13 protein-coding genes are annotated in these 13,111 nt (G+C 65.2%); 4 read left to right on the top strand and 9 right to left on the bottom strand.

The features are described 5' to 3' along the window. Positions 1-155: 155 nt before the first annotated feature. The gene (locus MnOB_RS14035) at positions 156-1,040 is read right to left on the bottom strand and encodes a LysR family transcriptional regulator (RefSeq protein WP_077524843.1); all 885 of its coding nucleotides are present in this window, start codon (positions 1,038-1,040) and stop codon (positions 156-158) included. A gap of 135 nt (positions 1,041-1,175) precedes the next feature. Between MnOB_RS14035 and MnOB_RS14030 the strand changes: the two genes are divergently transcribed. From MnOB_RS14030 to MnOB_RS14015, 4 genes are all read left to right on the top strand, one after another. Beyond that, positions 1,176-2,297 (top strand): muconate cycloisomerase family protein, encoded by a 1,122-nt coding sequence (locus tag MnOB_RS14030; protein ID WP_077524845.1) that lies wholly within the window; start codon positions 1,176-1,178, stop codon positions 2,295-2,297. Between the two features lie 15 nt (positions 2,298-2,312). Beyond that, positions 2,313-2,603, top strand: coding sequence for a muconolactone Delta-isomerase (gene catC, locus MnOB_RS14025; RefSeq protein ID WP_028628792.1), 291 nt, complete (start codon positions 2,313-2,315; stop codon positions 2,601-2,603). A 39-nt stretch (positions 2,604-2,642) separates the two neighbouring features. Beyond that, complete coding sequence (catA, locus tag MnOB_RS14020) at positions 2,643-3,569, top strand: catechol 1,2-dioxygenase (RefSeq protein WP_077524842.1); 927 nt, start codon at positions 2,643-2,645, stop codon at positions 3,567-3,569. A gap of 299 nt (positions 3,570-3,868) precedes the next feature. After that, a complete protein-coding gene (locus MnOB_RS14015; RefSeq protein WP_107504080.1) occupies positions 3,869-4,765 on the top strand; it encodes an alpha/beta hydrolase in 897 nt (298 codons plus the stop codon). Between the two features lie 94 nt (positions 4,766-4,859). On the opposite strand, the gene MnOB_RS29820 is transcribed toward MnOB_RS14015, so the two are convergent. The 8 genes from MnOB_RS29820 to antC form a co-directional block, all read right to left on the bottom strand. Next, positions 4,860-5,723, bottom strand: coding sequence for a methyl-accepting chemotaxis protein (locus MnOB_RS29820; RefSeq protein WP_077524840.1), 864 nt, complete (start codon positions 5,721-5,723; stop codon positions 4,860-4,862). A 174-nt stretch (positions 5,724-5,897) separates the two neighbouring features. Continuing rightward, positions 5,898-7,151 (bottom strand): OprD family porin, encoded by a 1,254-nt coding sequence (locus tag MnOB_RS14005; RefSeq protein ID WP_077524839.1) that lies wholly within the window; start codon positions 7,149-7,151, stop codon positions 5,898-5,900. A 130-nt stretch (positions 7,152-7,281) separates the two neighbouring features. Continuing rightward, entirely contained in the window at positions 7,282-7,971 is a 690-nt protein-coding gene (locus MnOB_RS14000) for an ABC transporter ATP-binding protein (RefSeq protein WP_077524838.1), read from the bottom strand. After that, positions 7,964-8,713, bottom strand: a complete 750-nt coding sequence (locus MnOB_RS13995; protein ID WP_077524837.1) for an ABC transporter ATP-binding protein — start codon at positions 8,711-8,713, stop codon at positions 7,964-7,966. Before MnOB_RS13995 ends, MnOB_RS14000 begins: the two co-directional genes overlap by 8 nt. Then, positions 8,710-9,729 (bottom strand): branched-chain amino acid ABC transporter permease, encoded by a 1,020-nt coding sequence (locus MnOB_RS13990; protein ID WP_077524836.1) that lies wholly within the window; start codon positions 9,727-9,729, stop codon positions 8,710-8,712. Before MnOB_RS13990 ends, MnOB_RS13995 begins: the two co-directional genes overlap by 4 nt. Before the next feature lie 10 nt (positions 9,730-9,739). After that, complete coding sequence (locus MnOB_RS13985; protein ID WP_077524835.1) at positions 9,740-10,651, bottom strand: branched-chain amino acid ABC transporter permease; 912 nt, start codon at positions 10,649-10,651, stop codon at positions 9,740-9,742. A gap of 61 nt (positions 10,652-10,712) precedes the next feature. Beyond that, positions 10,713-11,876 carry an ABC transporter substrate-binding protein gene (locus tag MnOB_RS13980; RefSeq protein ID WP_077524834.1) on the bottom strand — a complete coding sequence of 388 codons (1,164 nt, stop codon included), beginning with the start codon at positions 11,874-11,876 and terminating at the stop codon, positions 10,713-10,715. A gap of 194 nt (positions 11,877-12,070) precedes the next feature. After that, positions 12,071-13,096: an anthranilate 1,2-dioxygenase electron transfer component AntC gene (antC, locus tag MnOB_RS13975; protein WP_077524833.1), complete on the bottom strand. Its 1,026-nt coding sequence runs from the start codon at positions 13,094-13,096 to the stop codon at positions 12,071-12,073. Between the last annotated feature and the right edge of the window lie 15 nt (positions 13,097-13,111).

The raw sequence follows: 13,111 nt of genomic DNA, 5'->3' as shown, positions 1-13,111 counted from the left end.
ACTATCACCCCTTGGCAGGGCGACAGTCGAGATACAAGGGTGGATGTCGCTTTTTACATCCACCAATGGAGTCCGGGTGAGCCGCGGACGGTGGATCGATGAAGCGTGATCCACCCTACGGAAGAGCAGGTACGCCCCCACAAGGTGTCCGCTGTTCAGCCGATATGCCCTTCGGCCAGCTCTTCGATAAGCGCCAGGCAATGGGTCAGCGCTGGAGAGGCGTCGCCCACGCGGCGGCTGATGATGATGGGGGAGGTGGCCTGGGCTTCCTGGAGCTTGGCGTAGCCGATGTCGACCCGGTGCAGCACCTGCACCGAGGCCGGCACCAGGGTGATGCCGATGCCGGCGGCCACCAGGCCGATGGCGGTCTGCAGTTCGTTGGTCCATTGCGCGACTTCGATCTGCAGGCCATAGGCGGCGAACAGTGACAGCACATGGTCGGCGTAGCTCGGCCGTGGGTTGCCCGGATAGAGCACGAAAGGCTCCTGGGCGAGATCGGTAAGGCTCACCGGGCCGGGCAGCAGCGGATGTCCGGCGGGGAGGGCGGCTACAAGCGGGTCGAGGGTCAGCACCTCTTGCTGGATGGCCGGATCGTTGATGTGGATGCGGCCGAAGCCGACGTCGATGCGGCCGGCCTTGAGGGCTTCCACCTGTTGCAGGGTGGTCATCTCGGAAAGCCCCAGCTCCAGGCCGGCATCGCTGCGCAGGCGGCGGATCAGGTCGGGTAGAACACCGTAGAGGGTGGAGGGTGCGAAGCCGATGCCGAGCCAGGCTTTTTCCCCCGACCCAATGCGGCGGGTATTGTCACAAACCTTGCCCAGTTGCTCGAGCAGGGTGCGGGAATGCTCGTGGAAGAAGCGTCCGGCTTCGGTCAGGCGCAGGGGTCTGCCACGGTCCAGCAAGGCCACCCCGAGTTCCTCCTCGAGCTGCTGGATCTGGCGGCTCAGTGGAGGTTGAGCAATGTGCAGACGCTCGGCGGCGCGGGTGAAATTGAGTGTTTCGGCAAGCGCCTGGAAGTAGCGCAGATGACGAAGCTCCATGGTGACTCCGGGGCGGTGGTTGTGTGTGGTAGTCGATACCTTGCGGGTATCGTGCTAGACAAACTCTATATTGGACCCCGCGATTTGTCGCGGCCACTATCGGGACCAGATGAAACGAACCTGATGGGTATTGAAGTGAGCCAAGTCCTGATCGAAAGCGTCGAGGCGATCATCGTCGACCTGCCGACCATCCGCCCGCACAAGCTGGCCATGCACACCATGCAGAACCAGACGCTGGTGGTGATTCGCCTGCGCTGCTCCGATGGCATCGAAGGCCTCGGCGAGTCCACCACCATCGGTGGCCTGGCCTATGGCAACGAGAGCCCGGAAAGCATCAAGCAGAACATCGACAGCCACCTCGCTCCGCTGCTGATCGGCCAGGACGCCAACAACATCAACGCCGCCATGCAGCGCCTGGACAAGGCCGCGAAGGGCAACACCTTCGCCAAGTCCGGACTGGAAAGCGCGCTGCTGGATGCCCAGGGCAAACGCCTCGGCCTACCGGTGAGCGAGCTGCTCGGCGGCCGCGTGCGTGACGGCCTGGAAGTGGCCTGGACCCTGGCCAGCGGCGACACCGCCAAGGACATCGCCGAAGCCGAGCACATGCTGGAAATCCGCCGTCACCGCATCTTCAAGCTGAAGATCGGCGCGGGCGAAGTGAACCGCGACCTCAAGCACGTGATCGCCATCAAGCAAGCCCTGGGCGACAACGCCAGTGTGCGTGTCGATGTGAACCAGGCCTGGGATGAGTCTGTTGCCCTGCGTGCCTGCCGCATCCTCGGTGACAATGGCATCGACCTGATCGAGCAGCCCATCTCGCGCATCAACCGTTCCGGCCAGGTACGCCTGAACCAGCGCAGCCCGGCGCCGATCATGGCCGACGAATCCATCGAAAGCGTCGAAGACGCCTTCAGCCTCGCCGCCGACGGCGCCGCCAGCATCTTCGCCCTGAAGATCGCCAAGAACGGTGGCCCGCGTGCCGTGCTGCGCACCGCGCAGATCGCCGAAGCGGCCGGTATCGCCCTGTACGGCGGCACCATGCTCGAAGGCTCCATCGGTACCCTGGCGTCGGCCCATGCCTTCGTCACCCTGAAGCAACTGACCTGGCACACCGAGCTGTTCGGGCCGCTGCTGCTGACCGAGGAAATCGTCAGCGAAGCGCCGGTCTACCGCGACTTCCAGCTGCACGTGCCGCGTACTCCGGGCCTTGGCCTGGCCCTGGACGAAGAGCGCCTGGCGTTCTTCCGCCGCAAGTAAACAGGAGACCTTTCCATGCTGTTCCACGTGAAGATGACCGTGAAGCTCCCGGTCGACATGGACCCGGCCAAGGCTGCCAAGCTGAAGGCCGACGAGAAAGAACTGGCCCAGCGCCTGCAGCGCGAGGGCAAGTGGCGTCACCTGTGGCGCATCGCCGGCCACTACGCCAACTACAGCGTCTTCGACCTCGCCAGTGTCGAAGAACTGCACGACACCCTGATGCAGCTGCCGCTCTTCCCCTACATGGAGATTGAGGTGGACGGTCTCTGCCGCCACCCGTCATCGATTCACGAAGACGATCGCTGATCGATTCGCGCCCGATAACAACAAGATGAGGAAATAGCCATGACTATCAAACTGTCCAGCAACGAAAGCGTCCAGAAGTTCTTCCAGGAAGTCAGCGGATTCAACAACGACCAGGGCAGCCAGCGCATGAAGAAGCTGGTGAACCGCATCCTGGTCGACTCCATCAAGATCATCGAAGACCTGGAAGTCACCACCGAAGAGTTCTGGAAAGCGGTGGACTACTTCAACCGCATGGGCGCCCGTGGCGAAGCTGGCCTGCTGGTTGCCGGCCTCGGCCTGGAGCATTACCTGGACCTGCTGCTGGATGCCCAGGACGAGCAGGCCGGTCTGTCCGGCGGCACCCCGCGCACCATCGAAGGCCCGCTGTACGTGGCCGGCGCGCCGCTGTCCGAAGGCGAAACCCGCATGGACGACGGCACCGATGAAGGCACCGTGATGTTCCTCCAGGGCCAGGTCAAAGACGCCGATGGCAAGCCGATTGCCGGTGCTGTGGTCGACCTGTGGCACGCCAACACCAAGGGCACCTACTCCTACTTCGACACCACCCAGTCGGACTACAACCTGCGTCGCCGCATCGTCACCGACGCCGAAGGCCGCTACCGCGCCCGCAGCATCGTGCCGTCCGGCTACGGCTGCCCGCCGGATGGCACCACCCAGGAAGTGCTGAACCACCTGGGCCGCCACGGCAATCGTCCGGCGCACATCCACTTCTTCATCTCCGCACCGGGCTACCGTCACCTGACTACCCAGATCAACCTGTCGGGCGACGAATACCTGTGGGACGACTTCGCCTACGCCACCCGTGACGGCCTGGTGGGCGAGATCCGCTTCACCGAAGACGCAGCCGCTGCCGCCGCCCGTGGCGCCGTGGACCGTTTCGCCGAAATCGACTTCGACTTCCAGCTGCAGTCGGCACCGAACCCAGAGCAGGAAGCCATCCGCGACCGCGTTCGCGCCGAAGCCTGAGTCACCGAATCGGCGGGGGAGGCTGGTTCCCCCGCTGTTTGAGCCGGCCGTTTGGCCGGCTTTTTTATTTTCGGAGGCGCTGGGATGTAACTCCTGTAGGGGCGAATTCATTCGCCAAGGGCAACGCAGTTGCCCCTGATGTTCCCCAGGCAGACCTTCGGCCTGCTTGGCGAATGAATTCGCCCCTACAAGGTTGCTGTCCTTACCCACCCAACTCCCCGGATAACCATCCCCGACTATCCGGATTTCGCCCTACCTCGGGATGCCGCCTAATCGACGGACAACCCTCGGAGGTGCCCATGACCCGCCCCAGTGATCCGGCCGAACTGGCCGCGTACTACGACGTGCAATACAACGCCCGCGCCAGCGTCAAGGACTTCGACCAGTACCCGCGCCAGTACCGAGCACTGAGCGACGCAGCCCATGCGCGTCTGAAGTGCTTCAAGGATGTGCCCTACGGGCCAGGAGCCGCCGAGCGGCTGGATATCTTCCCGGCCGTTCAACCGGATGCCCCGGTACTGCTGTTCATTCACGGCGGCTATTGGCGTGCGCTGTCCAAGGCCGATTCGGCGTTCATGGCGCCGGCTCTGACCGCCGCCGGTGCGTGCGTGGTGGTAATGGATTACGACCTGGCCCCGGCCGTGAGCCTCGATCACATCGTCGACCAGACCCGCCGCGCGCTGGCCTGGCTGCATCGCCATATCGCCGAGTTCGGCGGTGACCCGCAGCGGCTGTATGCCAGTGGCAGCTCTGCCGGCGGGCATCTCACGGGAATGCTCCTGGCCGGCGGCTGGCACGGGCGCTACGGCGTGCCGGGAAACGTGCTGTGCGGTGCGCTTCCCATCAGTGGGCTGTTCGACCTGCGGCCGCTGCTGGAGACCCATATCAACGGCTGGATGGGGATGGACGAGGCGGCGGCGCGCCGCAACAGCCCGGCCTTCCATCTGCCGACGCGAGGTGCCGAACTGGTGATCAGCTACGGGGCGCTGGAAACGGCGGAGTTCGCTCGCCAGTCCCATGACTTCCTCGAGGCCTGGCGCCGGGGCGGGCTGCCGGGGCGCTTCGTCGAAGCGTCCGGCCGCAACCATTTCGATGTGGTGCTGGAGCTGGGCCAGCCGGGGACGCCGTTGTACCGGGCGATGTGCGAATTGATGGGGTTGTGGTGGACGGGATGTGGGGGCGATTTCAATCGCTGAGGGGCACGCAGTGCCCCCAAAGGCAGACCTGCGGTCTGCATCGCGAATGAATTCGCCCCCACAGGAAAAGCATCCCCACAGGAAGCCGTTAGCCTCAGCCCAGCAACTCCCTCAACTGCCCGGTGATCCGCTGCTTCTCCTCCAGGCGCTGCATGATGCGCTGGACGATTTCGTAGCGCGTCGTGGCAACGCTCTTCATCTGTGCCAGGGCCTGCAGGGCGATGGCGGATTTCTCCAGGCCGGAGCGTGTCGAACCATCCACCTGTGCCAGGCCGGTGCGCGCGTTCTCCGAGGCGTGCTGCAAGCCGCCGACAATCTCCCTGATCTGCTCGCTGGCTTCGTTTGCGCGGCGGGCGAGGTTGCGCACTTCTTCCGCCACCACCGCGAATCCACGACCCTGCTCGCCGGCGCGTGCCGCTTCGATGGCGGCGTTGAGGGCCAGCAGGTTGGTCTGCTTGGCGATCTCCTGGATGCTGCCGACGATGGAACCGATGCGTTGCGACTGGTCGCTGAGATCGTTGAACACCTCGGTGATATGGCCCATGTACTCACCCAGTTCGCCGATGGAGGTTGTCGAGTCCTCGATGCTGAGAGTGGAAAGTTGCAGGTTCTCGCCCGCCTGCCGGGCCAGGCTGTTGGCCTGCTGCATGTCGGCCTCGCTTTCGGCTATCGCCAGGCCAAGGTCGGCCAGGCGGGCCAACAGTTGATCGAGCGGCACGGTGGGCACGGGCACCACCGGGTTTTCCACAGGAAGTAGCCGCGCGGGCGGCGGTTCTGGAATCGGCTGGAGCACCGGCACTTCGACTACCTGGGCGGGCAAATGGTGATAGAGCAACCCACCGCAGAAGCTGCAGGTGCCGGCCAGGGCCAGCGGCCAAGGGCTGGCCAGCAGCCAGGCGGCGAGCATGAAAAGGCCGCCGAGAGAGAGCAGCAGGGCGGCCAGGGATTTTCGGGGCATGGAGAAGAACTCCTTATCGGGAATGCACGTCCGCTGTAGGGGCGAATTCATTCGCCAAGGGCGGCGAAGCTGCCCCCAGGTCCGAGTAAGGGCAGGCCTGCGGCCTGCTTGGCGAATGAATTCGCCCCTACGGGTAAAGCAGGCCGTGCCCATTCCTGGCCACGGCGCTCGATTTCAGAACAGGGCCAGGGTGTAGTTGAGGATCAGGCGGTTCTCGTCGATGTCGGTGCGGTAGTTGGAGCGTGCGGTGACATTACGGATGCGCACGCCCAGGCCCTTGAGCGAGCCGCTCTGGATCACGTAGCCGATATCCAGGTCGCGCTCCCAGTCCTCGCCTTCGAAGCCCTTGCCGGTGTCGACGTTGTCGCCCTTGATGTAGCGCAGGGTGGTGGTCAGGCCGGGGATGCCGAGGGCGGCGAAGTCGTAGTCATGGCGCACCTGCCAGGAGCGCTCATCCGCCGAGGCGAACTCGTAGGTGGGGACCTCGTTGCCCAGCGGCGTGATGTTGGCGAAGACCTTGGGGAAACCCTGGTCGCCATACATGCCCTGATAGCCGATGAAGAAGGTGTGGCCGCCACGCTTGGCCGAGAGGAGAGAGTAGAAGGCCTGGTTGTCGACCTCGCCGATCAGCTTCTTGCCGTCTTCGCTGGAATCGTAGAAGCCCATATTGGCACCCAGCACCCAGTCGCCCACCGGTTCGGCGTGCTTGAGGCTGATCAGGCGCTGGTCGTAGATGTCTTCCAGCTGCGCGTACCAGGCACCCACCGTGGTGTGGTTGGCATTGAAGGCATAGTCGGCGCCGGCGTAGTTGAAGGCGTTGCTGGAGGCCTGGCGCTGCGGCTGGTAGCCGATCTGGGCCTGGATCTCATCGTCGCCCGCCTCGTTGCGCAGGCTGGTGCCGGTCAGATGGCCACCTTGCAGGGTCAGCCCGGCGATTTCGTTGGAGGAGACGCTCACACCCTGGTAGCTAGGCGGCAGCAGGCGGATATCACTGAACATCAGCACCGGCAGGTTGGGTTGCAGCTCGCCGACTTTCAGCTCGGTCTTCGAGACACGCATCTTGCCGGCCACGCCCAGGCGGCTGTAGTCGTCGGCAGCTTCGCCATCTTCCTGCACCGGCAGCAGGCCGGTGTTGACCCGGTCGGGGCTGCTGTCGAGCTTGATGCCGAGGGTGCCGATGGCGTCGAGGCCGAAGCCCACCGGGCCCTGTGTGTAGCCGGACTTGAAGTTGAGGATGAAGCCCTGGGCCCATTCCTCGGCCTTGGACTGCTGGTTGGGGCCGACGATGTCGGAGAAGTCGCGACTGAAGTAGTAGTTGCGCAGTTGCAGGGTGGCGGTGGAATCCGCGATGAAGCCGGATTCTGCAGCCAGGGCGGAAAGCGGGAGGGTGCTCAAGAGGATCGGGAACGCACGGGACTTGTAGATCATCGCAAGGCTCTTCTTCTTCTGGTTTTCTGGGCGCAACCGTCCGCCGCCGGCTTTCGCTGAGCCGGCGGGGAGCGGATTGCGTCGGGGTTACCGGCCCGTCGTGACTACGGACCGGGAGGTAGGGCGCTGGTCAGACGCCCAGGTATCGGTGCGACAACTCCGGAGTCGCGGCGAGTTGATCCGGCGTTCCCTGCCAGACTTGCCGGCCCTTCTCGATGATGTGGTGGCGATCGACCACCCGCGCCATCTCCTTGAGGTTCTTGTCGATGACCAGGATGGTCTCGCCCTCGGCCTTGAGGGTGGCCAGGCAGTTCCAGATGGTCTCGCGGATCACCGGGGCAAGGCCTTCGGTGGCTTCGTCGAGGATCAGCAACTGCGGATTGGTCATCAGCGCGCGGCCCACCACCAGCATCTGCTGCTCGCCACCAGAGAGGGTCTTCGACAACTGCTCCTGGCGCTCTTCCAGGCGCGGGAACAGGGCGTAGATGCGTGCCAGGTCCCACTTGCCGCCCTTGTTCGCGGTGGCCAGCAGGTTCTCCTTCACGCTCAGGCTGCCAAAAGCGCGGCGGCCCTCCGGCACCAGGCCGAGACCCGCCTGGGCGATGCGGTAGGGCGTGGCGCCGCGCATCTCCTTGCCGTGGATGCGGATGCTTCCGGCGCTCGGCTTGAGCAGGCCCATGATGGATTTCACGGTGGTGGTCTTGCCCATGCCATTGCGGCCGATCAGCGAGACCACCTGACCCTGTTCGATGGTCAGGTGCATGTCGAACAGCACCTGGCTCAGGCCGTAGCCGGCCTGCAATCCACTGACTTCAAGCATGTTCTTCCCCCAGGTAGGCGGCGCGGACCTGCGCGTTGCTGCGGACTTCTTCCACTGAGCCGGTGAGGATGGTCTGGCCGTAGACCAGCACGGTGATGCGGTCGGCCAGGGCGAACACGGCGTCCATGTCGTGCTCCACCAGCAGGATGGCGTAGCGCCCCTTGAGCGACTGGAGCAACTCGGTCATGCGCGCGGATTCCTCCGCCCCCATGCCGGCCATGGGTTCATCCAGCAGCAGCACCGAGGCTTCCTGGGCCAGCGCCAGGGCCAGTTCCAGCTGGCGGCGTTCGCCGTGGGACAGTTCGCTCACCAGGTCCTGGGCACGGCGGCCGAGGCCGACCTGTTCCAGGTAACCCTGGGCCGGGTCCAGCAGGCTGCGGTCGCGGGACAGCGGACGCCACATGCCGAAGCTCTTGCCTTCGCGGGCGGAGATGGCCACCGCGACGTTCTCCAGCAGGCTGAAGTCCGGGTAGAGCTGGCTGACCTGGAAGGAGCGGGCGAGGCCCAGGCGTGGCCGCTCATGGGCCGGCACGTCAGTGATGTCCCGCCCGGCGAAGAGGATCTGCCCCTTGTCCGGACGGATTTCCCCGGCGATCTGCGAGATCAGCGTCGATTTGCCGGCGCCGTTGGGGCCGATGATCGCGTGCAGCTCGCCAGCGGCCAGTTCCAGGTTGGCGCCATTGGTGGCCTTCACCGCACCGAAGGCCTTTTCCAGGCCACGGATGGACAGTTGCGCGCTCATGGGTGCACCTCGCGGGTGGTGGCGACAGGGGCGGGCTGGGCGGAGGGCTTGCGCGGTCGCTGACGGGCCATCAGCAGGCCGTAGATGCCCTGGCGGCCGAACAACACCACCAGCAGCAGGAGCGGGCCGAAGATCAGCAGCCAGTGTTCCGTCCACAGGCTCAGCAGCTGTTCCAGACCGAGGTAGACCGCAGCGCCCAGCACCGGGCCGAGGAGGGTGCCGACGCCGCCGAGGATGACCATCGCCATCAGCTCGCCGGACTTCTGCCAGGCGCCCATGTCCGGGCTGACGAACAGCGCGTAGTTGGCCCAGAGCAGACCGGCCAGGCCGGCACCGAGGCCGGCGATGACGAAGGTGGTGAGGCGATAGCGCAGGGGTTTCAGCCCCAGGCTGACGGTGCGCCGTTCGCTCTGCTTGAGGCCGCGCAGGACGAAGCCGAATCGCGAGCCCACCAGGCGCCGGCAGAACAGCAGCCAGACCACCAGCAGGCCGACGCAGAGGTAATAGAACTGGTTGGCGTCGTTCAGGTCGAGGCCCGGCAGTGTGTTGCGCTCGTTCATCAGGATGCCGTCGTCACCGCCGTAGAGCGACAGCGAGCCGAGGATGAAGTAGAGCATCTGGCTGAAGGCGAGGGTGATCATGATGAACTGCACGCCGCTGGTGCGCAGCGACAGGTAGCCCATAACCAGGCCAAGCAGGGCGCAGCAGAGCAGGGCCAGCGGCCAGACCACCAGCGCGCTGTTGCTGCCTTCCCAGCCCCACAGCGGCATCGCCTGCGAGCTGTGGAAGGCGATGATGCCGACCACGTAGCCGCCCAGGCCAAAGAACGCGGCATGGCCGAAGCTGACCATGGCGCCGTAGCCGATCAGCAGGTCCAGGCTGGCGGCGGCCATGCCGTAGATGGCCAGGCGAGTGAACAGGCTGACCAGGAAGGGTTCGTTGCACAGCGCGGCCACCAGGGGCATCAGCGCGAAGGTGGCCAGGCAGGCCAGGTCGATAATCAGTCGACGGGACATGGGATTCTCCTCAGGCGCGGGCCGGTAGCAGGCCGCGCGGACGCACCAGCAGCACCAGGGCCATGACGATGTAGGCGCTGGCGGAAATCAGCCCGGCGCTCAGGGCACCGCTGACCTCGGCCGGCAGCAGTTGGTCCAGCAGTTGCGGGATGTAGGCACGGCCCAGGCTGTCGACCATGCCGATCATCAGGGCACCGACCAGGGCGCCACGTACCGAACCCACGCCACCAACGACGATGACCACGAAGGTGGTGATCAGCACCTTCTCGCCCATGCCGATCTCCACCGAGAGCAGCGGCGCCGCCATGAAGCCGGCCAGGCCGCAGAGCACGCAGCCGAAGACGAACACCAGGGTGTAGAGGCGGCTGATGTTGACCCCCAGGGCACCGACCATCTCGTGGTCGTCGGCGCCGGCGCGGATCAGCATGCCCAGGCGGGTGTGGTTGATCAGCAGCCACATGCCCAGCGCCACCAGCAGGCCGGCGCCGATGAACAGCAGGCGGCTGACCGGATACATCAGGCCGGGCAGCACTTCGACGAAGGTGTTGTACCAGTCCGGTGTGGGCATGGCCGGCGGGCTGCGGCCGAACAGCAGGGTGATCAGCTCGTTGCTGAAGAACACCACGGCCAGCGTCGCCAGTACCTGGTCCAGATGGTCGCGGTTGTAGAGGCGGCGGATGATCCCGGTCTCGATCACCAGGCCATAGAGCGCGGCACCGGCCAGGGCGGCGAGGCCGCCGAGCCAGAACGAGCCGCTGGCGATGGCGGTGTGGGCGGCGCAGAACGCGCCGACCATGTAGAAGGCGCCGTGGGCGAGGTTGATGACGCCCATGATGCCGAAGATCAGCGTCAGGCCAGAGGCGAGCAGGAACAGCAGGGCGCTGTACTGCAGGCCATTGAGAAGTTGTTCGAGCAACAGCATGGCGAAGTCCTGCGATGGTGGCCCGCCGGCGTGGCCGGCGGGCTGGCGGATCAGGTCGGGATCAGAGCGCGCACTGGGTCGCGTAGCTGTCCACCTGGGCCTTGGCGATGGTCTTCACCGGCACCTCGGCGAGCTTGCCGTCGGCACCGGCCTGGACCTTGAGCAGGTGCCAGTCGATCACCGCATGCTGGTTGCTGCCGAAGCGGAAGTCGCCACGCACCGAGTCGAAGCGGGCATCACGCAGGGCGCTGCGGAAGGCTTCGGCGTTCTTGATGTCGCCATGGGTGGCCTTGAGGGCCGAGCCGATCAGGCGCGCGGTGTCGTAGCCCTGGGCGGCGTACATGGTCGGCGCACGGTTGTACTTCTCGGTGAAGGCCTTGATGAAGGCCTGGTTGGCCGGGTTGTCGGACTGCGGGTTCCAGCCGCTGACCACGTTGACACCCTCGGCCACGTTGCCGGTGGCGGCGAGCATGCGCTCGTCCATGGAGAACACCGGCACCACCATCGGGATGCTCTTGGCCAGACCCGAGCTGCCGTACTGCTTGGCGAAGTTGATACCGGCACCACCGGGATGGAACTGGAATACGGCGTCCGGATTCAGCGAGCGGATGCGTGCCAGTTCCACGGAGAAGTCCAGCTGGTTGAGCTTGGTGTAGATCTCGGTGACTTCGCCCTTGAAGGTGCGCTTGAACCCGGCCAGGGCATCTCGGCCGGCCTGGTAGTTGGGGGCGAGGATGACCATCTTCTTGTAGCCCAGGTCGTTGGCGGCGACGCCGGCCATCTCGTGGGGTACGTCGTTCTGGTAGGAGGCGGCGAAGTAGTTGGGCTTGCACTGCGCGCCGGCGAGGTTGGACGGCGCGGCGTTGGTGCTGATGTAGAAGCGGTCGCCCTGGGTCGCGCCGTTGACCACGGCGGCCAGTACGTTGGAGAACATTACGCCGGTGTAGAGGGAGATGCCGTCGAGGCTCATGCGGTCGATGATCTGCTTGCCCTTGGCGGGTTGCAGGCCATCGTCCTCGACCACCAGCTCCACCGGCACGCCGCCGAGCTTGCCGCCTTCCTGGTCCATGGCCAGGCGGAAGGCGTCGCGGGCGTCCTCGCCGAGGTAGCCGGCGGGTGTGGAAAGGGTGGTGATGAAGCCGATGCGCACAGGGTCCTGTGCCAGGGCGGGGAGGGAAGAGGCCAGCGCGGCCCCGAGCATCGCAAGTTCAAGGGTCTTTTTCATGGTTACCGCCGTGGTTGCGCAGTGCCGACGTGACCCGGCCTGCTTAGTTGTTGTGTGGGCAGTTGGTGAAGCGGGTGGAGCGTGTTTGTTGTGGTTATGGCTCGTAGGATGGGTAGAGCCTGCGAAACCCATCGATGTGGTGATGGGTTTCGCTTCGCTCTACGCCATCCTACGAAGAGGCCGGAGCGGGCTTTTCAGGTATTGCTCTCGGTGAACTTCTCTAAATACAGGTGGCCGTTGTCGATGCCGTTTTCGGTGAGCCAGGTCTTCACCGACTCGACCATCGGCGGCGGGCCGCAGAGGTACATGTCGAAGGGGGCTTCGCGCAGGGCCGCTGCATCGAAGTGGTCGGGTACGTAGCCGCGCTTGCCGTTCCAGTCCTGGCCCTCGTCGCTGATCACCGGGGTGAAGCTGAAGCCCGGGATGCGTGCGGCGTAGCCCTGGATACGCTCCAGCTCGCAGAGGTCCGCTACCTGGCGCACGCCATAGAACAGGTGCACCGGCTGACCGCAGCCGCCGTTCGCGGCGATGTCGTCGAGCATGCCGAGGAAGGCTGAGAGGCCGGTGCCGCCGGCCACCAGCAGCAGCGGCTTCTCGATATGGCGCATGTAGAAGGCGCCCAGCGGAGCTTCGAAGCGGATTTCGTCCCCCACCTTGCAGCGTTCGCGGATGTAGTTGCTCATCACTCCATCCGGCAGCAGGCGGATGAGGAACTGCAGCTTGTTCTCCGCGTTCGGCCGGTTGGCGAAGGAGTAGGAGCGTTTCGAGTCCGTGCCCGGTACCTGCAGGCGGGCGTACTGGCCCGGCAGAAAGTCCAGGTGCTGGCCGTCGATGCCGGCATCCAGGTGGAGGATGGCGGTGGTTGGCGACACCTGCTCGACGTGGGTGACCACGCCGCGTTCTTCCACCGGCCGCGCCGCGCTGCAGAGCGACGAGGCGAAGTCGAAGTAGAACGAGGCATCGGACTGCACGCGGGTCTGGCAGGTGAGCATCTTGCGCTGTTCCAGGTCCTTGGCCGACAAGGCCTCCTCGTCCACGTAGTCCATGGAGTAGCGGCCGGACTCGCAGCGGCCCATGCAGGTGCCGCAGACGCCCTCGCGGCAGTCCAGCGGAATGTTGATGCCGTTGCGCAGGGCGGCATCGAGGAGGATCTCGTTGCCCTGCACGGGGAAGAACAGGGTTTTGCCATCGGCAAAACTGAAGGCGACCTTGTGGTTCATGGCGCGTACATCCGG

The organism is Metapseudomonas resinovorans, assembly GCF_002003485.1.
Taxonomy (GTDB): Bacteria; Pseudomonadota; Gammaproteobacteria; order Pseudomonadales; family Pseudomonadaceae; genus Metapseudomonas; species Metapseudomonas resinovorans_D.
The sequence above is the reverse complement of the archived record's forward strand: the minus strand, read 5'-3'. Positions and strand labels throughout refer to the sequence as shown.